The 25994-nt window shown below is 60.4% G+C and carries 32 protein-coding genes; 14 read left to right on the top strand and 18 right to left on the bottom strand.

The window, feature by feature from the left end:
- The first annotated feature begins 33 nt into the window (after positions 1 to 33).
- Positions 34 to 1284: a hypothetical protein gene (locus CWO91_RS10240; RefSeq protein WP_130213355.1), complete on the top strand. Its 1251-nt coding sequence runs from the start codon at positions 34 to 36 to the stop codon at positions 1282 to 1284.
- Positions 1285 to 1299: 15 nt separating this feature from the next.
- Positions 1300 to 2034 (top strand): hypothetical protein, encoded by a 735-nt coding sequence (locus CWO91_RS10245; protein ID WP_130213356.1) that lies wholly within the window; start codon positions 1300 to 1302, stop codon positions 2032 to 2034.
- Between the two features lie 156 nt (positions 2035 to 2190).
- Here the strand turns inward: CWO91_RS10245 and CWO91_RS10250 are convergent, their stop codons facing one another.
- From CWO91_RS10250 to CWO91_RS10260, 3 genes are read right to left on the bottom strand one after another with little or no spacing between them, the layout of a single operon-like run.
- The gene (locus CWO91_RS10250; protein ID WP_130213357.1) at positions 2191 to 2454 is read right to left on the bottom strand and encodes a hypothetical protein; all 264 of its coding nucleotides are present in this window, start codon (positions 2452 to 2454) and stop codon (positions 2191 to 2193) included.
- Between the two features lie 30 nt (positions 2455 to 2484).
- The gene (locus CWO91_RS10255) at positions 2485 to 3258 is read right to left on the bottom strand and encodes an Abi-alpha family protein (RefSeq protein WP_165405340.1); all 774 of its coding nucleotides are present in this window, start codon (positions 3256 to 3258) and stop codon (positions 2485 to 2487) included.
- A gap of 40 nt (positions 3259 to 3298) precedes the next feature.
- Positions 3299 to 3610 (bottom strand): hypothetical protein, encoded by a 312-nt coding sequence (locus tag CWO91_RS10260; protein WP_130213359.1) that lies wholly within the window; start codon positions 3608 to 3610, stop codon positions 3299 to 3301.
- 142 nt (positions 3611 to 3752) lie between these two features.
- On the opposite strand from CWO91_RS10260, the gene CWO91_RS10265 reads away from it, so the two are divergent.
- The gene (locus tag CWO91_RS10265) at positions 3753 to 4001 is read left to right on the top strand and encodes a DUF6894 family protein (RefSeq protein WP_245471194.1); all 249 of its coding nucleotides are present in this window, start codon (positions 3753 to 3755) and stop codon (positions 3999 to 4001) included.
- A gap of 41 nt (positions 4002 to 4042) precedes the next feature.
- Here the strand turns inward: CWO91_RS10265 and CWO91_RS10270 are convergent, their stop codons facing one another.
- Complete coding sequence (locus tag CWO91_RS10270; protein WP_130213360.1) at positions 4043 to 4294, bottom strand: hypothetical protein; 252 nt, start codon at positions 4292 to 4294, stop codon at positions 4043 to 4045.
- Positions 4295 to 4429: 135 nt separating this feature from the next.
- Here CWO91_RS10270 and CWO91_RS10275 point away from each other — a divergent pair, with 135 nt between their 5' ends.
- Complete coding sequence (locus CWO91_RS10275; protein WP_130213361.1) at positions 4430 to 4651, top strand: hypothetical protein; 222 nt, start codon at positions 4430 to 4432, stop codon at positions 4649 to 4651.
- Between the two features lie 77 nt (positions 4652 to 4728).
- A complete protein-coding gene (locus CWO91_RS10280; RefSeq protein WP_130213362.1) occupies positions 4729 to 4956 on the top strand; it encodes a hypothetical protein in 228 nt (75 codons plus the stop codon).
- Between the two features lie 376 nt (positions 4957 to 5332).
- Here the strand turns inward: CWO91_RS10280 and CWO91_RS10285 are convergent, their stop codons facing one another.
- Complete coding sequence (locus CWO91_RS10285) at positions 5333 to 5491, bottom strand: hypothetical protein (RefSeq protein ID WP_245471195.1); 159 nt, start codon at positions 5489 to 5491, stop codon at positions 5333 to 5335.
- Between the two features lie 132 nt (positions 5492 to 5623).
- Here CWO91_RS10285 and CWO91_RS10290 point away from each other — a divergent pair, with 132 nt between their 5' ends.
- Complete coding sequence (locus CWO91_RS10290; protein ID WP_130213363.1) at positions 5624 to 6070, top strand: hypothetical protein; 447 nt, start codon at positions 5624 to 5626, stop codon at positions 6068 to 6070.
- Positions 6071 to 6208: 138 nt separating this feature from the next.
- Entirely contained in the window at positions 6209 to 6454 is a 246-nt protein-coding gene (locus CWO91_RS10295; RefSeq protein ID WP_130213364.1) for a hypothetical protein, read from the top strand.
- 12 nt (positions 6455 to 6466) lie between these two features.
- Here the strand turns inward: CWO91_RS10295 and CWO91_RS10300 are convergent, their stop codons facing one another.
- The 8 genes from CWO91_RS10300 to CWO91_RS10330 form a co-directional block, all read right to left on the bottom strand.
- Positions 6467 to 6787 carry a hypothetical protein gene (locus CWO91_RS10300; protein WP_245471196.1) on the bottom strand — a complete coding sequence of 107 codons (321 nt, stop codon included), beginning with the start codon at positions 6785 to 6787 and terminating at the stop codon, positions 6467 to 6469.
- Positions 6788 to 6794: 7 nt separating this feature from the next.
- Entirely contained in the window at positions 6795 to 7994 is a 1200-nt protein-coding gene (locus CWO91_RS10305; RefSeq protein ID WP_165405341.1) for a tyrosine-type recombinase/integrase, read from the bottom strand.
- 734 nt (positions 7995 to 8728) lie between these two features.
- Entirely contained in the window at positions 8729 to 8899 is a 171-nt protein-coding gene (locus CWO91_RS42835; protein WP_165405342.1) for a hypothetical protein, read from the bottom strand.
- Between the two features lie 733 nt (positions 8900 to 9632).
- On the bottom strand, positions 9633 to 9824 hold the full coding sequence (locus tag CWO91_RS10310; protein ID WP_130213366.1) for a hypothetical protein: 192 nt from the start codon (positions 9822 to 9824) through the stop codon (positions 9633 to 9635).
- A gap of 71 nt (positions 9825 to 9895) precedes the next feature.
- Positions 9896 to 10105 (bottom strand): PRC-barrel domain-containing protein, encoded by a 210-nt coding sequence (locus CWO91_RS44155; protein ID WP_091893378.1) that lies wholly within the window; start codon positions 10103 to 10105, stop codon positions 9896 to 9898.
- Positions 10106 to 10200: 95 nt separating this feature from the next.
- The gene (locus tag CWO91_RS10320) at positions 10201 to 10617 is read right to left on the bottom strand and encodes a DNA ligase (protein ID WP_349643570.1); all 417 of its coding nucleotides are present in this window, start codon (positions 10615 to 10617) and stop codon (positions 10201 to 10203) included.
- 1700 nt (positions 10618 to 12317) lie between these two features.
- Positions 12318 to 12830 (bottom strand): septal ring lytic transglycosylase RlpA family protein, encoded by a 513-nt coding sequence (locus CWO91_RS10325; protein WP_245471197.1) that lies wholly within the window; start codon positions 12828 to 12830, stop codon positions 12318 to 12320.
- A 393-nt stretch (positions 12831 to 13223) separates the two neighbouring features.
- Complete coding sequence (locus CWO91_RS10330) at positions 13224 to 13856, bottom strand: TetR/AcrR family transcriptional regulator (RefSeq protein WP_165405343.1); 633 nt, start codon at positions 13854 to 13856, stop codon at positions 13224 to 13226.
- Positions 13857 to 13978: 122 nt separating this feature from the next.
- Here CWO91_RS10330 and CWO91_RS10335 point away from each other — a divergent pair, with 122 nt between their 5' ends.
- Positions 13979 to 14944: an alpha/beta hydrolase fold domain-containing protein gene (locus CWO91_RS10335; protein WP_165405344.1), complete on the top strand. Its 966-nt coding sequence runs from the start codon at positions 13979 to 13981 to the stop codon at positions 14942 to 14944.
- Positions 14945 to 15066: 122 nt separating this feature from the next.
- On the opposite strand, the gene CWO91_RS10340 is transcribed toward CWO91_RS10335, so the two are convergent.
- Complete coding sequence (locus CWO91_RS10340) at positions 15067 to 15234, bottom strand: hypothetical protein (protein WP_231088410.1); 168 nt, start codon at positions 15232 to 15234, stop codon at positions 15067 to 15069.
- Between the two features lie 717 nt (positions 15235 to 15951).
- Here CWO91_RS10340 and CWO91_RS10345 point away from each other — a divergent pair.
- Positions 15952 to 16923 carry an SDR family NAD(P)-dependent oxidoreductase gene (locus CWO91_RS10345; protein WP_130213369.1) on the top strand — a complete coding sequence of 324 codons (972 nt, stop codon included), beginning with the start codon at positions 15952 to 15954 and terminating at the stop codon, positions 16921 to 16923.
- A gap of 260 nt (positions 16924 to 17183) precedes the next feature.
- Positions 17184 to 18296, top strand: a complete 1113-nt coding sequence (locus tag CWO91_RS10350; RefSeq protein WP_130213370.1) for an alpha/beta hydrolase family protein — start codon at positions 17184 to 17186, stop codon at positions 18294 to 18296.
- Positions 18297 to 18311: 15 nt separating this feature from the next.
- On the opposite strand, the gene CWO91_RS10355 is transcribed toward CWO91_RS10350, so the two are convergent.
- On the bottom strand, positions 18312 to 18818 hold the full coding sequence (locus tag CWO91_RS10355; protein WP_164935046.1) for a MarR family winged helix-turn-helix transcriptional regulator: 507 nt from the start codon (positions 18816 to 18818) through the stop codon (positions 18312 to 18314).
- A gap of 406 nt (positions 18819 to 19224) precedes the next feature.
- Here CWO91_RS10355 and CWO91_RS10360 point away from each other — a divergent pair, with 406 nt between their 5' ends.
- A complete protein-coding gene (locus CWO91_RS10360) occupies positions 19225 to 20748 on the top strand; it encodes a porin (RefSeq protein WP_130213372.1) in 1524 nt (507 codons plus the stop codon).
- 270 nt (positions 20749 to 21018) lie between these two features.
- Here CWO91_RS10360 and CWO91_RS10365 read toward each other — a convergent pair whose 3' ends face one another.
- From CWO91_RS10365 to CWO91_RS10375, 3 genes are all read right to left on the bottom strand, one after another.
- The gene (locus tag CWO91_RS10365; RefSeq protein ID WP_130213373.1) at positions 21019 to 21510 is read right to left on the bottom strand and encodes a GcrA family cell cycle regulator; all 492 of its coding nucleotides are present in this window, start codon (positions 21508 to 21510) and stop codon (positions 21019 to 21021) included.
- A 74-nt stretch (positions 21511 to 21584) separates the two neighbouring features.
- Positions 21585 to 21782 carry a hypothetical protein gene (locus CWO91_RS10370; RefSeq protein WP_007603456.1) on the bottom strand — a complete coding sequence of 66 codons (198 nt, stop codon included), beginning with the start codon at positions 21780 to 21782 and terminating at the stop codon, positions 21585 to 21587.
- A gap of 200 nt (positions 21783 to 21982) precedes the next feature.
- Positions 21983 to 22924 carry an acetamidase/formamidase family protein gene (locus CWO91_RS10375; RefSeq protein WP_130213374.1) on the bottom strand — a complete coding sequence of 314 codons (942 nt, stop codon included), beginning with the start codon at positions 22922 to 22924 and terminating at the stop codon, positions 21983 to 21985.
- A gap of 168 nt (positions 22925 to 23092) precedes the next feature.
- On the opposite strand from CWO91_RS10375, the gene CWO91_RS10380 reads away from it, so the two are divergent.
- Genes CWO91_RS10380 through CWO91_RS10390 form a run of 3 tightly spaced genes read left to right on the top strand, consistent with a single transcriptional unit; the run spans position 23093 to position 25887 of the window.
- The gene (locus tag CWO91_RS10380) at positions 23093 to 23860 is read left to right on the top strand and encodes a YdcF family protein (RefSeq protein WP_165405348.1); all 768 of its coding nucleotides are present in this window, start codon (positions 23093 to 23095) and stop codon (positions 23858 to 23860) included.
- A 56-nt stretch (positions 23861 to 23916) separates the two neighbouring features.
- On the top strand, positions 23917 to 24699 hold the full coding sequence (locus tag CWO91_RS10385) for a DUF169 domain-containing protein (protein WP_130213375.1): 783 nt from the start codon (positions 23917 to 23919) through the stop codon (positions 24697 to 24699).
- Positions 24700 to 24708: 9 nt separating this feature from the next.
- On the top strand, positions 24709 to 25887 hold the full coding sequence (locus CWO91_RS10390) for a saccharopine dehydrogenase family protein (RefSeq protein ID WP_130213376.1): 1179 nt from the start codon (positions 24709 to 24711) through the stop codon (positions 25885 to 25887).
- Positions 25888 to 25994 lie beyond the last annotated feature (107 nt).

The raw sequence follows: 25994 nt of genomic DNA on the forward strand, positions 1-25994 counted from the left end.
CAAAATGCAACCTGGCATTATTAAGGAAATAAATTGTCGAACGATCTCGTAGTTCAGCTCGGTGCGAAGCTGGACCAATTCCAAAGCGACATGAATCAAGCCGGAGACATCGCGGACAGCGCTGTCTCGCGGATTGAACAGTCGTTTGCGAATCTCAACCCAACTGCTGGCGGCTTCGCGTCGCTTGGCGCGGCTGCGGCCGGCGTAACTGGACTTGTTGGCGGACTACTTGCGGCGCTTACCAAGGTGAATAGCGAGCTCGCCGACCTGCAGAAGAATGCAGAATATACCGGACTGACTGCTGAGCGATTCCAGCAGATTCAATTCGCGGCGGGTCAGGGCGGTGTTTCGTCACAAGAGTCCGTCAACGATCTGCGCAAGGTGGCCTCACTACTGGCAGATGCCAAGGAGAACGAAAACTCTTTGACGAGGCTGCTTGATGCAAACAACATCAAGTACAAGGACCGTAACGGCCAGGTTATCAGCCTGAACCAGCTTCTGGTGATTGCTGGCGATCTTCTTAATAAGTTCGGTTCAATGCCAGAGAAGACGAAGGCCGCGCAGATGCTCGGACTTTCCGAGAGCTGGGTTGAGGCACTTCGCAATGGCAGCAAGTCATTCGAGGATATTGCGCAGGGTGCCGAGGCGGCTGGTGTAATCATCGATGGCGCTACCGTTGCTAAGGCCGCTGCTTTTGATCGGGCGTGGAAACAGTCATCAGCGCAACTTGCAGCGCAGTTCAAGTCGACTGCGGCGGATATCGGTGGCTGGCTGGATGATCTGATTGGCAAGGCGGGGGAGCTAGTAAAAGCCGCGCTTGAATCTCAAAACATCCAGTCCGGTAGTGGGCAAGAAAAATTTAATGCCTATGCTGACGCCGCCGCTATTTTCTTAAAGAACGCAACGGGCGCAACCCAGAGCGTTGATCAACTGACTGACTCGATCGATCGTCTGCAGAAATCCGGCAGCGGCGATCCAGAAATTGTCGCTGGCCTCGAACTTATCCGGGCCAAGGCGCAACTCGCCCGTGACATGCTGCAGGCTGCGGCCGAGCAGCAGTCGAAGGTAGAATTTCCTGGCGGCGTTCCCACTCCAGCAGCGCGCCCGGCTGCAGCTAACAACGCAGATCCAAATGCGGCGAAGCTTCCGTCTCGTGCCAGTGACGGCGCTGCAGATGCTTACGACCGCGCCACAGAATCCATCATAAAGCACACGGCGAGGGCGATCGCGGACACCGTCGCAGTAAGTAAGGGCGCGGTGGCGCTGGCCGCGGTGCGGCCCTAGATTGGAGGTTCGGATATGAGCGCGATAAACGGTTTCGTTCGAAGTAACGCAGCATTCTTGCTGACGGACGGCCTTTCTTATTTTGAAGGCATTCCGGACGATGTGAATCTCAATAAGGCTCATCGCCTGTACGGGTTGAATGCCGTGGTCGCTGCGACTGGACCGGCACAGTTCGGCGAATGGATGTCCACACGGCTCGCTTACAAGTCATTCGATAATTTGATCGAAACCGCAGAATGGCAGATTACTCATCATTTCAAGCGCTACGCGCGCGAGTATCGCGATGGAGACGCGGTATCTTGTGTTGTGCTGGCCGGTTGGCATGAAAAAGAAGAGCGACCAGCGATATACTCTATTGAGTTGGAGACGGCCGGCACCCCAAAGGCATTGTTGGTCAGACAGAGCGCTGAGTTTGAGGAAAAGCACGTTGCGACCAGTTTGACAGAATTGCCAATCATAGCGATGCCGCCGCCCTCGCGTGAGGAGTTTCAAGAGGCAGGCTTTGACCTTATTGCCGACGTGGAGAAGGTCGATCCTGAATCGTATCTGCTGCACTGCATGGAGATTCAGCGTCGCAAACGCTTCGATGGACGCCACGTTGTTGGCGGCCATGCGGTACTTACGACCATCACACGCGAGGGCGTTGCCCAGCGCGTCGTGCACGTATGGCATGAGGATCAACCCGGCAAGAGGATTGAGCCGGCACCGATTGATTGGTCTGCATGGCAGGCGGAGCGGGTGGCGGCGTGAGGGGGGGCGCGGGGCTGCAGACGCAGATTGCCCAGCTTAAGACTGAATTGCACACCCGCGTTGTTGCGGCAGTGAAGGACGCAACAGCGCGGAGGGTGTTAAGGTGAGGGGAGTTAAAAAATGAGCGAATTCACTCTAATTGCGTCCAAGTTCAGTCTATCCGTCGAAGGAAACAAGTCCTTCAAAAAGCCTGACGACTGTATCAACGACTGCCTTCTCCTGTTCAAAGGGGAGGCCGGTGACTTCACCGTTCTTGACACCAAGAATAAGCTTTTGCTGAAAGTCAAAGACAGCCTGTGAGCCGTTCAGCGCGTGCATCTCTACGACCGCCTGTCTAAGCGCCGTCCACAGGTGCAAAATCACCAAAGCGTTCTGCGGTCCATTCAGGTCTTCTGATCGCATTTCAATCTTGTCAGTCATCTCTTCCTCGCCCGTGATTCTAGCTGCAAACTATAGCGGATGCGTTTGGGATGATGTCGGTGTTGGCCGGACGGCTTTCATAAACTCCAGGCCAAACGCTGTGAGTTGATATCGGGCGAACGTTCTGGACCCAGTCTGGGCGGCCCCTCCAGCGAACAACGGCTCTGCATTTTTGAACTGGAGAACCGACGCTAGCCCCAACTTGTCTAGATGCTCGATATATATGTGAACATTGTCTGGAGACCGAAGCTCATGCCGCGGTAACTCATCCACTTCAATCTTTCGATTGAAGAATCGGTTAGTGGCTCCATCGTAGTCGTCAGTGAACTGAAATTTGTAGTGATCGTTGTTTAAAAGCTTATCGTGGATCGTCCTAAGTATCACCGCTTCATCTTTTGATAACTGCTTGATCAAAGGCGCAAACGCGGGATGCGCGCGGTCGGCCATCTGTCGATCGAATGCTTTGGAAAGCAACTCATTGTACATTTCGGTTATCAGCGTATCTTCGGGCTCATACTTGATCGCTTCTAGTATCGGCCCAGCAATCTGCGGCGCAGGTAGAATTCGCTGTTCTTGTGGTACGTTCCTGACTGACCGATCAAGAAAAGCGACATAGCGGTCCTGAAGCGCCGCTGTGAATTGCAAAGGCGCGAGAGCGAGTCGGAGAGTCTTCACAAAGTCGGCTAGCGCGGATCCGGTTTCCTGCATCGCGGGGGAAAGCCCGTCGTGGTAAGCTTCCTTGATAGGAATCTGCTTTACAAGTTCGGTTGCGACAGCGCTCGCTAAGTCTACTTCGTTTGCCAAGTGGCTCTCCAAATCTCTTCTTCCAGCACGAAGCCCCGGACTACCGAGTAACGCGAACGTCGCCGTAGTCTTCCTCAATCGGCCGCTCACCATCAAAATCTGTGTGAGCGAGTAGGGCGCCGATACCAAACAGCACCATACCGCCGATCCACACCAGGCACGTTGCAGTCAAATAGGCGGAAGTCCCGACGCCAATATTGCCGGTGAGCCCGAATAGAGTGCCGGCATTGAATAGCAGTCCGATGACGCCCCAGAACCAGAAAAGTACGGCAAGTAATCCCTTGGAAGCGCCGTAGTGGCCTCTGAGCCGGAACGTGCGCTCCCAGCTCTCTTTCGATTTGAATAATCCCATTGAAATCCCCCGGACCCACGACAACTTTACAGAGTGGGGAGGAGGCTGGGCAACTGGATTTTGCTTGGCACGGTGACCTGACACAGGATCTCCGCTACGCACCTGTCATTTTTGACAGGTTCGGCCCATCCCGAGATGGCGCATGATCGCCCAAAAGACGAGGGCCATCGCTGTGCAGCGCTACTATTTTCCGATCATTCACAAGGGGCAATTACAGGCGGACGATGCGGGGGAGATGTTCGGCTCGGCCAATCTTGCGAGGCAGTATGGCGCTCGTGTCGCTCGGGATATTGGCGGCGATCCCGAGTACGATCCCGCTAACAGCACCGTGGTAATAGTGGTTGACAGCGCTGGGGCAGAGATCGCGCGGCACGTGGTTGTTGGTGTGTAGTCCCGCCGCGCGACTGGCCGAAACCTAGTCGTCTGGGCGAACTACTCCTTGATCTGGAGATCCTTCAGAACGCGCGCGGCTCGGGCGCGGGCTCGCTCCAACTTAGCTTCCCTGGCCTCAAATGCAGCAAGCTCTGATTCAAGGCGCTCGTAAATCGGCAAGTATACTTCCGCCTTTTTGCCGGCGCGGTGCATGACCAGAGCGAGCCGGTCGAGGCACCATTCCAGCCTGGCGACGGTGATTGGATTGTCCGCCGTGCTTGGCGGGCTGCGCTTCGTAGATCGCTTGGCCATTGTGCTGCGCCTCCAACGCTCATCGTGGAGCGCAGGGAAGGGGACAGCAACTATTCTTTAGCGGTGCCCCTCTCCCATGGCCTGCCAGGCCGCTTCGCGTATTGAAACCAAACCCGCCCAAGAGAATTGCAGTGCATGGAAATCCATCTTGTTCGGGTGACCACCGACGACGGTCAAAATCGATACTGGTTGGCGGTCGCCCCAGATCAAGATGCGGCTGTCCAACTGGTGTTGGACGCCGTCCCCGAGGGCTGGGCGGCTAGTCCGAGCGGGCTTATGGCGAAAGATGAGTTTGCGACAGTGGGCTTACGATCGGGGGAAGTTCGCGAGGTCAACGTCAAAGCCGGGCTGTCCTGATGTTTCGGCTTAACACCGCGTGGCATTTTAGCGCGGCGCGAGCCTTATTGGGGAGCCTTTGGCGAGTGGAGAGTCCCATGTCCGAACGTCGCGAGCTCTATCGCAGTCCGAACGGTGATTCCTGGTTCCTAGGGCGGGAGCCGACGAACGGCTACGCATTCATCATCCATCAGCCGAATGCCCCCTCCGGAGGGCGACTCTCGCACATTGAACTCGGCGAGTTCTTGCGTGACCGGAAGGGACCCGAACAGCAAGCACTGTTGCGATTGATCGGCACGCTGGTGGAAGTGCCACCGTACGCGTAGCACGGGGTGGGGACGGGCTGGCGGCAGGTTCACGCTGCGGGCCTTGAGGCTTAGGGAAGAGGCAAGCCCTCTGCCGACAAGGCCTTCGCCTCGTCGGCCAGCCGTTTACGTCGCACCTGGTGCATCGTTGGAAATGGGGCGCCAATCTCGCGCGCCTTCGTTTGGACGGACTGCACAGAGCGCTTAAGCACGACCGAGGTGCGAGAAACCGAAACGCCGGTTTCAGCCGAACTCCGAAGGAAGTCGATTTGCTCTGGCGTCCAGGATCGTGATGTCATGCGGGGCATCAGGTTGCAACGGGACGCCACTTGTAAAGTTCCGGCACGCGGATGGAAGTGGCAAACATAAACCTTGCTGCACACAGCCACTTGAGGGTTTAGGCCTTGGGCTTGGTGCGCAGCGCTTGCTCCACCAGCCTGCGGATGGCCTCTGGCCTAGTCATGCCCCCGCCCTGTCCGGCGATCCATGCATCCAGCTTTGCGAGCGGATCATCGAGGAAGCGCACACCGACAAGCGTACCCTTGCCAGTGGTCACCGGGCGACCGCGCCTTTTTGTGTTAACTCTAATTGACTCTGCCATGATTAAGTGATAACACAAAATCAGGCCGGGCGAAAGCGCCAACTCTCGCACCGGCCCTAACCGCAGCGAGAAAGGATCTTCTTCGCCATGGCTGCCACCGAATCTACCACCGTTTTGCAATTGCTCTACACGCACCGCAGCATCACCGACCTCGCCCGCCGTCAGATTTCATCGCCAGCCAGTGACGGCTTGCGTGATGCAGCTGCAGGCATACAGAAGGAAATCATCAGTACGCCATCGGCGAGCTGGGCTGAGTTTGGCGCGAAGGCGTGCCTCCTTATCAACGAACTGACTACTGATCCCACCACGGGCTGGCTGGATGCGATCCGCGAAAGCCTGCGCGCTGACGCGCAGCGGCTGGGGCGCGGCGGCCTGAGGCGTCTAATCGTCATGGCGCCTCCGCGAGGATGCCGCGCTGTAGCTCCACGAAAAACGGGCCGACACAATGTGCCGACCCGTTTCCCAATAAGGCGTGTTTCTACGCACGGTAGCGCCGACCAGTACGACCGACCGGTTTCTACCCCGCTTGTATAACACGCCCTTAGCTGACGGCAATTCGGTGTCGCCGAGGCCCGATCCATCGAAGCGCCTCACTCGCGAGAGTGGGGCGCTTTGCTTGCTCTCTTTGCCGACTGACGCTAACGCTGGCTAGGCTGCCTTTAGGGGAGTGCGGTGAGCAAGGCTCGCGAGTTTATCGATTTCTGGACCGAGAACAGCATCCACGCTGTCGAGCAATATCGGACTGCCGGCGCATCTCAGGATGTGGCGGAACTCAGCCGGCGTCTTATTGAGGCTGCCAAGGGGCAGGGTATTTCAGAGGCCGACTTGCAGGCCGAAATTGGCGAAATCTCGGATTACATTGGAGACCGGCTCAAGGCGGCGAACGACGCTGAGCGCGAGCGGCGTAAGTCGACCTAAAGGCCTAGATCCTCACTTATCCAACCTATGAACGTCCCCAGGCTGCAGGTTAAGCTGTTCGAATAAGCGCTGCTGCTTAGGCGACATAGCAACATTTAGCACCTCCGCAGTCCATCCCTCAGGAACGGCGGCGAGGACAAGTGTTATCGCTTGGCTCGGTTTGGCGAGTGCGATCCAAATTTGCGTTGTTGTGTCGTCCGCCGTCACTTGAACAACGGTGAAGGTGTTGCCGAACGATTCCGCCATTTCGTTTAATGCGGCCCGCGAGCGCGTTGTTTCTAATGTGAAGTGCCTTAGTTGCAGTGGGACTGTGACCGCACTGCGGCTTTTCATTGGTGGGCTATTTCCCGTTCAGCGCAGCAGCGATCTTGCCTCCGATAGCTTCAACAGCACGGCGCGCGGCCTCGTCTGCCAAGTGGGCGTACCGGTGTGTGGTGCTCGGGTCGGCATGACCGAGCAGGGTACCGATCACAGGCAGGCCCATCTGATCGCCGATTCCGACGCTGGCAAAGCTATGCCGCAGGTCGTGGATCCTGACGCCAGTCACACCAGCCCGCTTGCAAATGGCAGTCCATGGGCGCTTGAGGTCTGCGCGCGGCTTCTCATTCTTAGTCGCGGCCGATTCACCCGCAATCACAAATGCGCCCAGCCTGGTCAGGCCCTTAATGATCTCGATGGCGGCGGTTGGCAGGTAGATCATTTTCTTGCCGGTCTTGGAGTCGGGCAACCGCAACACACCGTGCTGCAGATCGACTTCATCCCAGCGCAGGTGCAGGATCTCCCGCAAGCGCGCGCCGGTCAGCATAAGAAGCCGGATTGCGGCGGTGGCGTATGGTGACATTTTCACAAGCTGCCCGACAGGCGCGTGCTTCGCCTCGCCGGCATCTACTGGCAGGCCAACGGTCTCGGCCTCTATCATGGCGTTGCCAATCGCCAGCAGCTCGGCGGTCGTCAAATAGCGCTCGCGGCCTTCCTCTTCGTTCAGTTTGGCGCCGGACGCCGGATTCGTACCTTCCGGCACGTGGCCGTGCCGTGCGCCCCAACCGTAGGCCGCAGACACGAGCTTGATCGCCCGATTAGCGGATACGCGGGCCTCGCGCGTCATCAGTGCGTGCGCGCGCTGTACGTCAACCCTGGTTAGCACCACGGCTTTGGTCGAGCCCATCCGAGGTTTGACGTGCTTCTTCAGCAGCATTCGATACAGCCCGGCGGTTGACGCCTTCTTGTGTTCGGCCACGTACTCGTCGATGTATTTGGAGACCAATTCCTCAACCGTCAGGCTGGCCCGCTCGTCGCTCCTATTCTGAGCAAGGTCTTTTCCCAGCGCCGCGTTAGCAATCGCCTTACGGGCCGCCTCGCGGGCCTCAGCGGCCTTCAGAGTGCCAACCCGCCCTAGCTTCAGCCGCTTCTTGGATCCCCCGGCCACGGGGCGGAATTCCGCGAAGTAGGTGCCGGTGCCCGTGGTCGTCCTGTAGAGACCGAAGCCGGCAAGATCGTCGTCGAAATAGTAGGTTGTCTTGTTCGGAACAGCGGACTTCATCAGCGCCGCTACGCTATCGGTCGTAATCCTAATCGTCGCCATGCCCCACCAAATTTATAGCCAGTATGTAGCCAGCACTCTGACTATTGTCCTAGAAAAGGCAAGCGGTCATTGGTTGGATAACGTTTGATTCACAGATGTTTTTTGCGCTTCGTCCAACGTCTGGAATGGCTATAAAACGGGTCGCGTATAACTGGGAGACTAGGGGTCGGAGGTTCAAATCCTCTCGCTCCGACCATTTTTTCCAACTCATCTGTCGGGTGGATTGACCGTCGGTGTGGGGGCTGCTCCCAGCCGCGACGGATGCGTGTGACCAGAAGCGCTGGCCGCTTCGGCGGCCGGTGCATCAAAAAGTCGAAAAACAGCCCCATGCACAGTAGCGATGTCATTGGAGAATAACGTTTTTCCGAATCGATTTGACGCGTCGGGCAAAACAGGGGCATGATGTCATCATGCCAGCGGTGTCGTGATGGGAAGTATCTCCGACAGCCGGCTCCGTATCCCATGTTGGTAATGCGCGGAATTCGGAGTGCGCCATTTGCGAAGCGTCGGCACGCTCGCCAAGTTCGGGTGGCGCGAAATGCAAGTCAGCGTCAACTAACTCAGATCACGCAAAACTTTTGCAGAACGTCGCGCCGAAGGACGCGCCGCAGGCAATCAAGCCTTTGGCGGGTTCGTCGATAGCATGATGATGGGCCGATTTCCTAAGAGTCGCTTAACGTCTCAGGTCGTCGCTACTGCCAAAGCCGGCGAGTGAGGTTGAGAAAGCCGGCGAAAGGCACGCCAACCAAAATGCCGACAGTGCCGTATGCGATCGCGAACAGCGCCGCCATCCATGGCCCTGAACTTGTCGCTATCCCGTAAGCCGCACCAAGCCCGCCAAGTGCTCCAGCAATAACGATCATATTGCGATCGTTGGGCGCCTCAACGTTGTGAATGGGCGATCGCTTACGATCCAGGATCGGAGGACCAAACGGCTGCCTTGACCCCGCAACTTGGGCAGGCAGCATCGTTCCCAGAGACCGAGTGTCCGCAGTCGTAGCAATCGATCAGTTTCTTGAGCTGTCTCATGCTGGGGGCGGCGTTACTCTGCTGCCCCCTTTTAAAGCGATTGCGGGTGGGCGGTCATAAAATTGACTATATATTATTTATTTAATATGATTTAATATTGGGGCGTTAATTGTACAGTGCCCGTGCCTGAGGCTTGGAGCCTAGAACATTGGGCATCTCCCTCAGCCACGCATCTTGGGGCAGGGACCCGGGTGGCATGGATCGAGATCACCTTGACGCGATGTCCATTGATGAGCTGTGGGCGCTGCACACCGACGTGGGTCAGATCCTAGCAGTCAGACTGATCGCAGCAAAGCGCGACCTTGAGGAGCGGCTTAAACAGCTTCGCCAGAGAGCAGACTGGAAGGAACCGGGGATAAAACACTAAGGTACGACAGAGCCCCGGCGAGAGTGTTATAATTCGTGATTAATTCGCATTAACTTATTTATTTTTTTGACTTGTGATGTGATTTAATTGTTGGCTCGGTATGCAAAAAGCGCGGCGCGGCCTGCCTACTCCATTTCCCTTGCGCCTGCTTGGAAGGTCCGGCCATGACTGGTCTCCATCATTTCCAGAATTCCCCAGCGTCAATGCGATCGGCCGCTCCCTTCGAATGGGCCAACTTGCCCGAGGCGGGCAATCGCGGCGGTCGAGCGGATGCCGCTGCCGCTGTTCTTCGGCACCGCTTCGAAGCGCTCGCTGCTCAGATTGCCGAATTGGAAGCACTTCGCGAACTCGTCCTTGAGGCTGAGCAGAAGATCGCCTCTTGAACTGAACAACGCAGCTGCCTCCGCTCATGTCGGCTGTCCGCGCCAGATGAAACGCCTGCCACAGCGCAGCAGCACCAAGGTCACTTCTGCGCCAGCTTAATCGTTGCCACGGGCCACTTTCCGGGATGGCCAGCAATGGAAAGACGCAAGCCGTGCGCTTCGTCCAAGTACAATTCCTCGACAGTCCCTGCTGTGCCGTCCGTGAGCACCACCGCCTTACCGATCAATTCTGTCTCGGCTTCGTGATATTCGCGTAGAATAGCAGAGGCGTGAGCTTTAGCCCGAGGCATCTGCCGCATCTCGTCCTGGCTATGCGAGCAAAACCGCCTAGACTGAACTGCGTTCCTTTCGCCTATCGGAGTAGAAAGGGTCGGCGAGACGGAGATCATAACTCCCGATCCATCGCAGCATGGCTGCGGTTCTTCACCTTGATCCAGTGCTTCTGCCGACCGCCTCGGTACGGCCGATCGCGATGCTTGGAGACCAAGCCCTCAAGTCCCATCCGGCAAGCCGCCCGAAATAAGTCGGGCCCGATCTCGCCGCGCTCGAAGGGTGCCACACTGATCCCATCCGGCCGGCGGGCCAATAGCTGCTGCAGATTTGCTTTGCGCAGGTGGAGGGGCAGGGACCGCAGATCATCGCCGCCCATCACGAGGATATCGAAGGCGTAGAGCTGCACCTCATGGTCGTGTTGACGGCTGTGCAGAGCGTTGAAGTCGCTGATGCCGTCCACGCCGAGGATCACGGCCTCGCCATCGATCACAAAGCGCTTCTGCCGGTTCTTCAGCGCGGCCTCAGCAATCTAGGGATAGCGCTTCGTCCAGTCGGTGCCGTTTCGAGAGAGGAGGCGCACGCTCTCGTTCTCACGAAGCGTTCGCTGCGTCATCCAGACACAATGCCGATTAACTTGGATTATTGTTTAAATTTTAAATGCCAGATAAACTCTCATTTAATTCGCAGGCTGCTCGGGGGAGCGCAACCTAGGAGAGTAGATATTCATGAAGATCACCTTGGGCGTTCTTTCCGCAGCGGCATTTGCTCTGACTCTGGCGATGACCGTGTCACCTGCCTCGGCTTGCAACGGCAACGGGAATTGTCCCAACGCGCCCGGCCAAAATAAGCCAGGCCATGTCAGTGGCGCCCCGGGGCCGATCGCGGGCGCAGGTCTTCCCCTTCTTGCGGTTGGATACGGCGTGTACTGGCTAGTAAGACGGCGGCGGACCCGCTAGTCGCACGTAGTCGTCCCGCGATCGCTTTATGCCTGAAATTAGGACAGGAACATTCCCGCGATTACCAAGTTTTCCCGATACCCTTCCCCAAGGGTGACCCCGAGTGGCCCCAGCTCCAATCCCGCCAAATATCCCCGCGAGCTGGGGCCCTTTTTCGAGGCCTCAGCTTCATCCCATTGCCCGGAGCTGAGGCCTTTTCTTCGCGCCCGTGATCCGGCCGCCCAGATGACCCTCGCGAACGTGCCGATGGGAGAGAGATTCCGCCAAGAGCGAGTTGAGGTAAGCCACTAGATTTTAGGAATAAGGACGGGCCCACGCGTCAGCCCGGAATTACGGTGACATTGCTGGACTGCACCCCTAAAGTGAGACACGATAATTACAGTGACAGGCATCGCCGGTCATCCGGTCGGTGAGTTTGCGCACGAGCTCGGTGTAATTTTCGTCGGCAATCAATGGCATTGCAATTCCCTTTAGCCCACCATTAGCGGTGCGCCGCCATAGATTCATATTCGCGGAATCGCGTCAACCCATTGAATTACTTGCGGAATGTGAGTCAGCGCTGACTTACTCGCGCTGCCCTGACCAGCGAATTTCCCAGGGCGGGATCGGTAATGATTCGACATTCGATTTAATTCTAGTTAATTTTAGTCGTTTAAATGGAGCGGGAGCCGATTATGTTAAGATTAATTTTCGTCCCTGTTTTGGTAATGGGTGTAGCGTCCGCACAAGCGCAGCAAGGCACCGCTCCGAAAGGCTCGGTGGATCAAGCAAAACTCGCGAAATGCAGACAGCTAGCTAAGGATCGCGGCTTCACTTCGGGGATGGAGAATGCGAAGGGAGCTAATGGACCGCGACAGTTCGTGATCGCTTGCATGCAAGGGAAGCAAAGCTAGTAGTTACCCGATCACTTTTGCGCGTCCGGCGACATTGCTGACGCTCGCATGATCCTTTGGACCTCGCTGTAAGTCCATTCAGCTTCCCGGCGAAGGGGATGGTTGATGGTGAGTGTGCGGGGCCCGACGTGGATACTCGCCGGTAGTTTCGCATGCTGTAGGTGCCCAACCGTCATCGCAGGGCTTCGTGTCGATCTTGAACTTGAATTGGGAATTGCGGTGACAGTGCTTCAACTGATCTAACGCGCCTTCCACATCATGTCGGAGGACTCTACCTCGATCCAAATAAGTGCACTATCACCGCAATTTCTGAATGATGGCGCATTAGCGTCGGAGTTCTTTTAATTGCAGGCAATTTCGCTTCGGCGCCGGTTGTGTGTTCACAACACCTCGGCACGAATCTGAGCCACGCCACGATCCGTAATCCCCAAGCTGCGCGCAGCAGCCAGCGAAAGGTCGAGGACACGACTGCGGACGAACGGACCGCGGTCATTGACTGTAACGATGACGCTTCGGCTGCCGTGAGTGACGCGCAACTTGGTGCCGAAAGGCAGGCGGCGGTGCGCCGCTGTTAGCCGATTACGATCAAACGATGAACCGCTCGCAGTCTTGCCTTTGAAATAAGAATAGTAGGAGGCTTTGCCGGAAAAGACTCGATTAGAAGATTGGGCTCCGAAACGGTCTTTCGAGGGCTCTTCCGGAGTCGGAGGTTGGGCTTGCTGTGGGGTCGAAGGTGGCGCTTGCGTTTCGTCCTTCTTTGTCTGGTCGAGCCCTTCAGGAGCTGGCTCCGCGTGAGCTTTTGGAATGATGAACCACCTCTCATCGAAGGTTTGCGCGACAGCAGGAGTCGAGTAGATCGCCATCCAAGCTGGGATTGTTGCAATCGTGATCATTCTACAAAGAACTTGCATGATCGGCCTCACGCATGAAAACTGATGGACAATGCAAACTCATCGGCCTGTGTTCCTGCACACGCATTCTCGTGCAGACAAAGGTGAGTGCATACCGATGGTTCGATGCGTAGTTCCGAGAGTACTTAGGCGCAGCGCAGCAAGCAGTTGTCTCGCTGCGGCGCATCACGCCGTAGATCTGCAACCCGAAGGCACGAGATTGCCGCGTCCAGCAGCCGCTGCTTGGCTTCTCCGATAGCGTAGTCCTTCGATCTCGAAACTGCTCGAGCTTCGCAATTTGCGTTAGCTGCCAAAACGCTCGTCGGGCAAGGTAGAGATCGATAACCTTCTGGGACTTGTCGACGCTCTAGCAATGAGCGCTTGCAATATCGACTGCTAAGCGGTTGGTCGCAAATACCCCACCAGCATCCGCGTCGTCTCGTCCACCAGCGTCCGCACCATTTTCTCCGACAGCATCTCGGCCTGGTTCAGCACGGTGTTGTGCGCGACCGCTTCGATCGCGCTCACGCAGATGAACGTCGCCAGGGCCGGGTCGATCTTGCGCATCTCCTTGCGGCGGCTTTCGAGATAGGTGCGCACGAGAGCGTGGACCTCGCGGTTGAAGGCTTCGACGTCTTTGAGCTGGCCGGTGCGCGGGATCTGCTCGGCGAGGACGCGGTGCAGCTTCGGGTCGATGCGGTGGGCTTCGATTGCGACGGTGACGAGTTTTCTCACGGCATTTTCGATCGGCAGGTCGGCGACTTCGACGAGCGCGGCGCGGACGAGGCCCATGATCTCTTCATTGTGACGCTCGATCACGGCGGCGACGAGGGCCTCCTTGCTCGGAAAATACTGGTAGAGCGAGCCGACGCTGACGCCGGCGATTTCGGCGATGCGGTTGGTGCTTGCTTTCTCGAAGCCTTCGCGGACCAGAATGCGAGCGGTTGCCTCGACCAGCGCATCGACGGTGGCGCGGGATCTCGCCTGCGAGGCATTTTTCCGGGGTTTTGTCGGCGGTTTGCGCGCCATGGCTTTGAGATCCGAATGCGAGTAGGAAAAGCGAGCGAATGCTCGCATTATATCCACATATGGCGGCGGGTCGGCAAGCGTCTCTGTCGCCCCGAGAGATCAAGCCAGGCGGAGAGGTGGCCATGAGCGTCGCAAAGATGTTGTCGTCCCTGCAGTTTTGCCCTGACTTCGGCGCGTTGCGCAGCGGAGATCCCGCGCCGAGCTTGCAGAGCCGCTGCTTCAATGCGCTGTTGCGGCAGCTTCCGTTCAAGCAGCAGCTTGCCTCAGCCGAGGCCGTGCAGGCGCGTGTTCAGAAGCTCGCATTACAGCCGGCCTCGTATGAGCCGACGGGACTGGGCCGCGGCGTCGAGGTGACGTTGACGAAGATGGGCGGCTGGCCTGTGTACTACACCGCACCGTCGTCGGGCCATGAGGGCTGCAATCACGTCATGTTCCTGCATGGCGGTGGTTTCATCAACGAGATCGTGCCGGCGCATTGGCGCTTCATTGGCGAGATGACGCGGAAGGCGCGCGTCGTTTGCGTCGTGCCGATCTATCCGCTGGCGCCGCGCGCGACCGCGAAGGAGATCGTGCCGGCGACGGCGGAGCTGTTGCGCATGCTGCTGGAAGACGCGGGGGCCGCAAAGGTCACGGTGGTCGGCAATTCCGCCGGCGCCGGTCTTGCGCTCGCCGCCTGTCAGTGGCTGCGCGATCGTGGGCACCGGCAGCCGGCCCGCCTGGTGCTGATCTCGCCCGCGGCCGATGCCTCGGTCAGCCGTGCGGAGCAGGTGGCGCTTGCGGCACGCGATCCCATTCAGGACATTCCGGGCATCGTCGAGGCAGGACGGCTCTATGCCGGCGAACTCGATGTCGGTCATCCCTTCGTCAGTCCGCTCAACGGCGCTTTCCGCGCGCTCGCGCCGATGACGATCTTCTCGGGCACGCGCGACCTTCTGTATCCCGACAGCGTCGATCTTGCGGAGCGGGCGAGGGCAGTGGGTGTGGCGGTCGAGCTGCATCTGCTCCGTGACCAGCCGCACAATTATGCGCTGATGCCGACCCCGGAGGGGCGACGTGCGCGTGCGCTCATTTTGCGCGCAGTGGCTTAAAGGAAGGGCGTGATCGTTGTCACAGAGCGCGGCGGCTCAATGAGGGTGGCGGTATAGAGCTCATGCGGAGGGAGAACGGGCGCGCCTCCGGGGCGTTTCCTCGATGTCGTAGTTCTACGGGCCTACGCGTGGCCCTTGATCTCGTAGTGGCCCGGCACGCATTTGTAGCGCTCGAGGCGCCAATTGGCGTGATAGATCGGATGCTCGCCCATCCATTTCGCCAAGGGGGCCTGTGCGCCGATCGCGCATTGCATCATCGACATCTCGGGCGTCATGTTGCTGTCGGTCACGATTTCCTCGACGCAACTGCCTGAGCTTATTGCGCTTAGCCGGCAGAGCACGGCAACGACGGTCACGAACATTCCTGTCACCTCATCGGTTGTTTCTGACCACGAAGAGGATGCAAGCGGAGTGCCAGAGCCTGTGACACGCAAACAACACGCTGGCCCGGCCGAATCGCCCCAGCGTCCACTTCCATTGGGTGATTCGGATTGTAAAAAAATTCCCCCTAACCCGAAGCCGGACAAATACGGGAACCGTAGCAAAGAATGACCACGTCTCGGCACCGGGCCGCCGGCGCTTCACATGCCGCGCGCAGCAGGCAGAGCTATCGCATGAGCTTCCCGGCGACGACAGAGCAAGCGCCTCGTCCTTCGAGACGCCCGCTTTGGCGGGCTCCTCAGGATGAGGCTGGACGGCGTCGGTGTGATTGAAACTGCGGCCGCGCACTCCGCCCTCATCCTGAGGGCCCGCCAACGGCGGGCGTCTCGAAGGATGTGCCGCGGGGGAAGGTGCCTCACATGCGATAGCCCCGCACGCGGCAGGCAGCTCGTACCGACCTCATGACGATTGCACCGGAGCGGCCAATAGTCCGTCCGCCGAAATAACTGAACATGGCAGGCGCCGCTTTTACCTGCGGATGCGGTGCTGCTACAGTTTTGCGCGCGCCCCCGGTGAGCGGCGCTGCGACGAAGAAACATACCGACAAGGGGAGGGATCGAAGTCCCATGAAAGATTTTGCAGGAAAGATCGCGGTCATCACCGGCGGCGGCACCGGAATGGGGCGCGAGCTGGCGCGGCAGCTCGTGGCCGAGGGTTGCAACGTCGCGATGTGCGACGTCTCGGAAGCGGCGATGGCCGAGACCAAGCGGCTCTGCGAGGTCGAGAGGCTGCCGCAGGGCCTGCGCGTCACGACGCATGTCGCCGACGTCGCGATCGAGGATCATCTCAGGCGCTTTCGCGACCAGCTCGCCGAGCAGCAGAAGACGGATAAGATCCATCTTCTGTTCAACAATGCCGGCATCGGCGGCGGCGGCAGTCTGTTCACCAATACGCGCGAGCAGTGGGAGCGCACCTTCAACATCTGCTGGGGCGGCGTCTATCTCGGCGTGCGCACCTTCCTGCCGATGCTGGTCGCCGCGGACGAGGCCCACATCGTCAACACCGCGAGCGCCAACGGCTTCTGGGCCTCGATCGGCATGAACCAGGCGCACACCGCGTACAGCTCGGCCAAGTTCGCGGTGAAGGGATTTACCGAAGCGCTGATCAACGACCTTCGCCTGCACGCGCCGCACGTCAAATGCTCGGTGGTGATGCCCGGTCACATCGGTACCTCGATCGTCTCCAATTCGCGCAAGGTGCAGAGCAGTGACGGGTCCGAGAGGCTCAATGCCGACGAGGTCGCGTTGACCCGCAAGCGCATGGTCGCGGCCGGCGTGCCGGATGCCGACAAGATGTCGGACGACGACATCCAGGCGGCGTTTGCCGAGCGCGCCCGCAGCTTCCTGGAGGATGCGCCGACGACGGCGGCAGAGGCGGCGAAGATCATTCTCGACGGAGTCAAGGCGGAGCGTTGGCGCATTCTCGTCGGCGAGGACGCCAAGCGCCTCGACGAGCGCGTGCGCGCCACGCCGGAGCAGGCCTACGACCGCGCCTTCTACGAAAGTTTTACGCAGGAGGTCGGCTGGCGGCTGGGCTGACCGCTCGAGAGGCGCGGGGATGTAGGTATGATAATCGTCATGGCAAGAGGTGCGCCTGTGATAATGCGTGCCACCTCTTGCCAATTTTCTTGCCGGTGTTCAGCGCTTCATGCCGAATTCGAATGTCACGCATGCGACACGTTCGTGCGTTCAAGCGATGGTGATCTTAAACGGGTCTCATTTGGCGCACGCCAGCTTGGTCGGCGAACCAAAATAGTCTAGTCAATCAGGAGTAACGCGACGATAGAGCGTAGCTCCCGATGATACCCGCATGCCTCTCCGACGACTGGACCCTTTGCCCGGAGAGAGAGGACATCTCCGCTGAATTCACGCGGCTGCTCACCGCGGCCCAGGAGGGCGGCGCCACGATCGCCGAATGCCTGATGATCGTGCGGCAGCTGAAGCGGGGCAACGATCAATCCTGGCATCGCGAGTGGAAGAAGCTGGCGCAGGCCAACCGTCAGCGTGCCGAAGCCGCCTTCGCGGAAGGCCATTTGGCGACGGCACAGCGCAATTGGCTGCGTGCGATGAACTATTACGGTGCGGCGGCGATGCCGCTGGACCCGGCCGACGAACGCCGCTGGGTCGCAGTGCTCGCGATGCAGGAGTGCGCCCGCCGCTATTTGTCCGCGCGCGGCCCGGCCGGCGAGGTCGTGACCATCCCCTGGATCGACGGACATGCGCTGCAGGGCTACTTCCTGCCTGCGTCGTCGGGAAGAGGGCGGGCTCCGACCGTGATCTGCATCGGCGAGCCCGGCCACCGCAAGGAAGAGTTTCTGTTCAAGCTCGCGCCGCATGCGCGCGAGCGCGGATTCTCGATGCTGGCGCTGGACCTCTTCGGCGACCAGCGCGACGATTTTCTCGACGTGCTGCTGCGGCGCCGGGATCTCGAGAGCTCGGTCCCGTGCGTCATGGACTATCTGGAGACGCGCAGCGACGTCGATTTCGGGCGCGTCGCGATCGTCGCGGACGGCTGGGGCTCTTCCTTCGTCGCGCGCGCCGTGTTGCAGGAGCCGCGGCTTGCCGCCGCCGTCTGCGACGGCGGGCTGTGGGATCTGCACGAGCGGGCCTTCTTCGCCAGCCGATTCGCGATGAGCGACGTCAGCATCGTCCCGGTGCCGCATGCCCCGCTGATGGCTTCCAGCGCCGACTGCCCGGTGTTGATCACGCTCGGCGAGGACGGCTGGCTCAAGGCCGATCGGGCCCGTCAGCTCGTCCAGAAATCCCGGCTCGGAAGCTCGGACGTGATGCTGAAGGTGTTCACTGCGGCGGAGACCGGCGCGGCGCAGGCGCATGCGGACAATCCGAGCCTTGCCAACGAATACATCTTCGACTGGCTCGAATCGCGGCTCGGCGCGGCCGGGCGGATCTGATCTAAGGCGCGCGCGTCAGAAGTCGAGGGTGAGGCGGACGCAGGCCTTCTCGAGGCGGGACTTCAGCATTGCGAGCTTGGCGGTGAATTCGGTGAGCTCATGCTCGTCGAACTCCTGGAAGACGAATTCCTTGATGGTCTTGTACTGCTCGTTGAGGCTCGCCAGGTGCTTCTGCGTCTTCTCGGTCAGGGACAGCCGGACTACCCTGGCGTCGGTCGGCGAGGGGCGACGGCGCAACAGGCCCTTCTTCTCGAGCAGCTTGGACTGGGTGGTGACGAACGAGGGATCGACGTGGAGGAGCTTTGAGACGACGTTGACCGGGATGCCGTCGTCCTTGTCGAGGTCGGAGATGGCCATCAGGATCAGCCATTGCGGGCCGCTGATGCCGAGCGTCCTCGCCCAGAACTGACGCAGCTCCTCCAGATACATGTTGATCGACGATATCTCCCAGGTGAAGCGCCTGATGATATCCAGATTTCCGATGGAGCGCAGGCGCGCACCCTCTTTCCTCGTTGCGGACACAGCGTCACTCCCGTGAACTGATTCTTCGGGCCAGTGTTCGTGGCAGGCCATAGTCCACGCAAGCCTGCTCTGAGGCAAGTGCAGAGCAGAGTTATTTTGTCACGGAAATTACAAAGATGATCAGCTCAGCAGATTGACTCACCCCCCGGTGTTGCGCGCGGGGCACAGGTTAGTGAAACAATAAAGCTGACTAAATAAACTATTTTGATTAGCGGAAAGACGCAGGCATATTGGCCGGTGACGGTGGGGGGTACTCGATCGTCCCGTTGCAGGTGGTTCGCTCACGTCCCTCGCGTTTCAAGCGGGTGCGTCCGAAGCGCGAAGCGGCCGAGCGGATTGAAGAGACGGGGATCTGGGGGGCCTCACGGTCCAGTCTCCGCAAAATGAGCAACTTGGAGGTTTTAAAATGAAAGTAGTGAAGAGCCTTTTGCTCGGCACTGCCGCGGGTCTGATCGCCGTGGGTGGAGCCCAGGCGGCCGATCTTCCGGTCAAGGCCAAGGCGGTCGAATACGTGAAGATCTGTTCGCTCTATGGCGCGGGTTTCTACTACATCCCGGGCAGCGACACCTGCATCAAGCTGGGCGGCTATCTGCGTGCTGAAGTCGCGCTCAATGCGGGCGGCAACTACAGCGCTCAGTACAACGGCGTCTTCGCGGCGAACAACCGCCTGACGAACTACTACTCGATGCGCGCTCGTGAGGATCTCAACATCGATACGCGCACCGCGACCGAGTACGGCGTGGTCCGCACCTATTTCGATGCGGTCTTCACCTGGACGACCGGCAGCTATGTCGGCACCGGCTCTGCCACAGGTGCGACCGGCTACAGTGCCACGACGGCTGGCTCGTCCACCATCAACCCGACGGACGGCGGCATCTCGGGCGGTTCGCTCGGCGTCTACTACGCCTTCATCCAGTTCGCCGGCTTCACCATGGGTAAGTCCGTGTCGCAGTTCGACGCGCCCTGGATCAACTATCCCGGCAACAACTTCGACCAGCTGGTCGGCGGCAGCGGCTCGACCAACGGCGTCGCCCAGTTCACCTACACGGCCGATTTCGGCCAGGGCGTGACGGCGGCGATTTCGGCGCAGGACCAGACTCAGTTCTTCACGACCAACCTCTGGAACACGGCCGGCATGAGCACGACAGGCGTGCTCGGCGGCGCTTACGGCTCGAACGACATCGGCGGCACTCGGTCTCCCGACCTCGTCGGTATGGTCCGCGTTGACCAGGCCTGGGGTCTGTTCCAGGCCTCGGTTGCCGCACACGACAACCATGTTGCTTACTACGGCGCGACCGAGACCACTGGCCACCCCGAAGACAAGTGGGGTTGGGCGGTTCAGCTCGCTCTGTCGATCAAGAACATTCCGACCGGCGCAGGCGACGTGATCAACATCTCGGGCGTCTACACCGACGGCGCGAGCCGCTACAACTTCCAGTCGCTGGCAGCGACCAGCTACTCGATGTTCGGCAGCTCGAACGCGGCGTATCAGAGCATCGGCTTCGCCGGCGTGTCTGACGCGGTGTTCGGCCCCGGCGGCGGCCTCGAGCTGACCAAGACCTACGGCTTCCGTGGTGCCTACACCCACAACTGGAGCCCGTACTGGAACACGGCGCTCTACGGCGCGTGGGCTGCGGTCAACTACAGCGGCACGGCGAAGGGCCTGATCTGCGGCAGCGCCGCGTTCGCGACCCTGACCGGCACCTGCAACCCGGACTTCAACATCGGCCAGGTCGGTGTCATCACCCGCTGGACGCCGGTGAAGGGGCTGACCTTCTCGGCCGACTTCACCTACAGCCATCTCGACCAGAAGTATTCGGGCGTGATCACGACCGGAGCACTCACGAGCGTGGCCAAGCCCGCGGCCACGTATGAGCTGAAGGACCAGGACACCTACAGCCTGCTGCTGCGCGCCCAGCGCAACTGGTAAGCTCGGTCTTCGGACATGAAGCAGCCCCGGCGGGAAACCGCCGGGGCTTTTCTTACGATGAGAGGGATTCGGAAATCCGGCAGCTTTCCACGCGGCCGATGAAGACGAGCTATGCGATTCGATCCTCCTCAGACTTATTTACTTACCTGAGTTACTAAGCTATATAGCTCTCAGCCGATTACGAAAGTTGCGGCTCTTAGCTTCACGCTAAGCCTCCAGAAACCTCCGGTGATGCCCCGCCGGAGGTTTTTCGTTTTGGGAATGCCAGTTTCAGCCGCCCATGGCGCGGCTGCGCGAGTTCGGCCGGTAGGCGAGGCGGCTGTGGCCGGCGCAGTAGGACTGGCCGTCGGGCGCAGTATTGCCGCAGAAGCAGAAATCGTCTTCGCCCGGCGTCGAGATTGGCCAGCGGCAGCGATTCTCGGAAAGCTCCAGCAGCGAGCAGCGGTTGGCCTCATCGATCGGCTCTGCGACCACTTGCATGTCGGTCTCGCCGTAGATCGTGGCGAGCATCTCGTATTGCAGCCGCGGAACGGCCCTCCGCGCGCGCGCCGGCCCAGAACCCCTGTCGTGAACCTTGCCGTCGTCGACCGTCCGGCCTCGCGTCAGATTCAACCGGGACAGCTTGCCGATCACCGCGTTGCGGCTGACGCCGATGTCGGCGGCGATCTCGCGGCAGGAGAGGCCGGCCTCGAAGTGCCGCTTCAAGAGTTCAATGCGTTCGTCGGTCCAAGTCTGTGAAGCAGTCGGGGAAACAGCAGGCATGTGTAACGGTCCCAGGTTGCGAGATGTCGGCCATCCGCCTCTCGAGATCGGTCCGCCTCACGTCCGGCGCGCGCTCACGTCCTGCCATTGTCGCGGATCGACAAAAGCCCGTCCTTGATGGCGAGACGGATGCCTTCCTCGATCAAGGTACGTGCGACGCCGGGGACGCTGGTGCCGTGGGTGCCCTGTCTCACCAGTTTCTCCAGATAGGTGATGGTCGAGAGCGCCAAGGTTACGGGAATACGGTCAGTCTCGGCTTTTTCGGTGGCCATGGCCCGAACGCTAGCCTCTTACTCGGGTACATAAAAGTAACGATTAAGACTCTATTTAGGTTCGAGGGCGGAAGTCAAATCCGGGCTAGGCCGATGCATCAGCCCATTGGAATCGCTTGAGAAGTTCGGGCATGGCGCGGCGCGCCGCCCGAACGGCCGGGCGGCGGGATGCATCGACACGTCAGGGAAGAGTGGCTGGCTCAGCCGTGCACGATCGCCTTTTCGATCATGCAATGGATGCCCTTGGCGCCATTGACGGTCTGGGTCACCCGCAGATCGGCGGCCAGGCTGCACAGCGTGTAGGCGTCCTCACGCGACAGGTTTCGCGTCTCGCCGAGCAGCGCGATCATGTCGCGGAGCGCGCGCACCACGCACTGGTCGAGGTCGGGGTCCATCGCCATGGTCATGTAGTGCGTCGCCGTCTCGGCGCGGGGATAGTCGAACTTGAGGTCCTTGCGCAGGGTCAGGCGGAAGCGGCCCCGGAGTGCAGTCTCGATCGCGGTGACGCAGACCTCGCCGTCGCCTTGCACGCCGTGGCCGTCGCCGCAGGAGAACAGCGCGCCCGGCACGAACACCGGCAAATAGAGCGTCGCACCCGCGCCGAGCTCCTTGTTGTCGAGATTGCCGCCCATGGCACGCGGGATCAGCGAGGAGATGCGGCCCCAGCTAGGTGGCGGCGACACGCCCATCACGCCGAAGAATGGTTTGAGCGGCAGGTCCAGGCCCCATGGCATGCGACCGACCATCCGCGACCGGTCGAGCGGGATGTTCAGGATACGCGTCTCGTGGAAATCGTCGGGCAGGGTGCCGGACAGCGGCTTGATCATGTTCCAGCCCCAATCCTGGCGGAGCTGGACGTCGAGGATCTCGACCGCGAGCACGTCGCCGGGCTCGGCGCCTTCGACCGCGATCGGGCCGGTGAGGATGTGGCCGGGCAGCATGCGCTCGTTCCTGGCGTGAACCTCGAACATCTCCGGCGGAATGTGAAACTTGTTGCGATCGGGCAGCATGTCCGGACCGCCGCTGATGGTGTCGACCGTCACCTCATCGCCGCTGGCAATGGTGAGGACGGGCTTGAGCGCGGCTTCGAAGAAGCCCCAATGACAGGTTTCGGGGCTGGAATGCAGGTGATGATGGGTCATTTGCCGCGTCCGGTTGGTTTCATCGGCCGCGGGCTTGACCCGACGATCGATCCTCTTTCAAGAAGATTTCTGAAGAAGGCCGGGCCGGTCAAGCCCGCGCATGACAGGCACGATCATTTCAGCGAGGCTCCCCTGTTTTTCGCTCTTTCCAAGACCCTCGGCGTCGCGCTGCTGCCGATTAATCTCCTGGCCGAGCTCGGAATCCTGTCTGTCGTGCTGATGGCGACGCGCTTTGCCGCGCTCGGCCGCAAGCTCGCCGTGACGACGCTGGTTCTGCTCGCGCTCGCGGCGTTCTCGCCGCTCGGCAATCTCCTGATCTATCCGCTGGAGTCGCGCTTTGCGCCCTGGGATCCATCGCGCGGTGCGCCCGACGGCATCATCGTGCTCGGTGGCTCGGTCGACACCGATCTGTCGGCGGCGCATCGCACGCCGGTCGTCGCGCACGCGGCCGATCGTCTGTTTGCGCCGGCCGAGCTTGCCCGCCGCTATCCCAATGCGCGCATCGTCTTCACCGGGGGCACGTCGAACCTGGTCTCGACCAACGCGAGGGAAGCTGATTATTCCGCACCAGTCCTGGAGAATGTCGGCATTGCGAAGGAACGCCTGATCCTCGAGCGCGACTCCCGCAACACCTGGGAGAATGCCATCTTCACGAAGCAATTGGTGTCACCGAAGCCGGGCGAGCGCTGGCTCCTGGTGACGTCGGCCTTCCACATGCCGCGCTCGATGGGAATCTTCCGCAAGGCCGGATTTGACGTCGAAGCCTATCCGGTTGACTGGCGAATGGGCGGACGTGACGATCTCTTCTCCTTCACCAAGATGGGCGCGGACGGCCTTGGCCGAACTGACGTCGCGGTGCGCGAGTGGATCGGCCTCGTCGCCTACCGTCTGATGGGCAGGACTGGCGAGTTGCTTCCGGGACCCACCAAGGACTAGAACGAGAGCCGCAAAACAAGAACAGACGGCGCGCGATCGCCGGCTCGGAGGACGCCATGCAACAGCAGAGTGCGGACAGGATCGATCTTGCCGGCCTCGTCGCCGATCTCAACGGCCTGCTGCGGCTGAAGACGACGGTGATCGGCATGAAACTGTTCGCGCGCGCCGCGGACATGGAGGCGATCCCAAAAATCCGGCGGCCGAACGCGATCCACACCACCGACCAGATCGTCAGCATGGCCGCGCGTCTGGGGTGGACCGTCGGCATCACGGCCGACGATCTCGTGGGTGCGCAATGCCGCGCGGTGATCGGTCTTGCGCCGCAGGATGAAAAATGGCTCGCCGGCGAAAATTACGTCGGCGTGTGGCACGGCACGGCGGAAGATGCACGCAAGCGCCAGGAGGCGCTGGACGTGGTGCCGTTCGGGCAGTATCAGGCGCTCGCCGTCAGTCCGCTGGCGAGCGGCCGGCTCGATCCGCCCGACATCTGCCTCGTCTACGCGACGCCCGGCCAGATGATCATCCTGATCAACGGGCTGCAATATACCGGCTACAAGAAGTTCGAATGGGGCGTGGTCGGGGAGACCGCTTGCGCGGATTCCTGGGGGCGGGCGCTCAAGACCGGGGAGCCCAGCCTGTCCTTGCCATGCTATGCCGAACGGCGCTATGGCGGCGTGCCGGACGAGGAGATGCTGATGGCCTTGAAGCCCTCGCATCTTGCGAAGGCGATTGAGGGCATGAAGGCGCTGGCGAAGAACGGCCTGCGCTATCCGATCCCGCCCTATGGCATTCAAAGCGACGTCCGTGGCGGCATGGGCGTGAGCTACGCGAAAAAGTAAAGGCCGATCATGAGCTCTGCGAAATTCGACATCGTCGTCTACGGCGCAACCGGTTTCACCGGCCAGCTCGTCGCCGAATATCTGGCGGCGCATTACAAGGACGACAAGGCGCTGAAATGGGCGATGGCCGGCCGCAGCCTCGACAAGCTGAAGTCCGTGCGCGAGGCGATCGGCGCACCCGCGGATACGCCGCTGATCGTGGCGGATGCGGCCGATCCTGCATCGCTGAAGGCGATGGTGGCGCAGACCAAGTCGGTGATCACGACGGTCGGTCCGTACCAATTCTATGGCGAGGGCTTGCTCGCGGCCTCCGTCGCCGGCGGCACCGATTATTTCGATCTCTGCGGCGAGCCGGTCTGGATGCGGCAGATGATCGACAAGTACGATGCGGCGGCCAAGGCGAGCGGCGCGCGCATCGTGTTTTCCTGCGGCTATGATTCCGTGCCGTTCGAGCTTGGCACCTTCTTCGTGCAGGAAGAGGCCAAACGCGTGTTCGGCGCGCCGGCTGCGCGCGTGAAGGGCCGCGTGCGCGACATGCGCGGCACGCTGTCAGGCGGCACCGCGGCGAGTGCGAAAGCGACCTTCGATGCGGTTGCCAAGGACCTCAGCCTTGTCGCCATTCTCAACGACCATTTTGCACTGACGCCGGGCTTCACCGGCCCGAAGCAGCCGAAGGGCAACAGGGCGGCTTATGAGGAGGATCTGCAATCCTGGGCCGCGCCGTTCATGATGGCGCTGATCAACACCCGCAACGTCCATCGTTCCAACATGCTGATGGGCTTTCCCTACGGCAAGGACTTCGTCTACGACGAGATGGTTCTGACCGGTCCCGGCGAGAAGGGGGAGGCCAACGCAAAGCGCGTGATGGCGGCCAATGCCGAGAAGACCGGCCCGAATGCGCCGAAGCCGGGCGAGGGGCCGTCGAAGGAGGAGCGCGAGAGCGGTCTCTTCAATCTGCTCTATGTCGCGATCGCACCTGATGGCCGCATGGTCCGCGCCGGCGTCACCGGCGACCGCGATCCCGGCTACGGCTCGACCTCGAAGATGATCTCCGAATGCGCGATCTGCCTGCTGCGCGATGCGGCCGACGTTCCGGCCGGCTTCTGGACGCCGGGCGCAGCGATGCAGCACAAGTTGATCAAGCGGCTGCGTGACAACGCGGGGCTGACGTTCGGGGTGGAGAAGTAGGCGCGCAGTATCGTAGGGTGGGCAAAGCGGAGCGTGCCCACCACCTACGAAGCGATATTGCGGAGAGATGGTGGGCACGGCGCTTTGCGCCTTTGCCCACCCTACGG

Source organism: Bradyrhizobium genosp. SA-3, assembly GCF_004212635.1.
Taxonomy (GTDB): Bacteria; Pseudomonadota; Alphaproteobacteria; order Rhizobiales; family Xanthobacteraceae; genus Bradyrhizobium.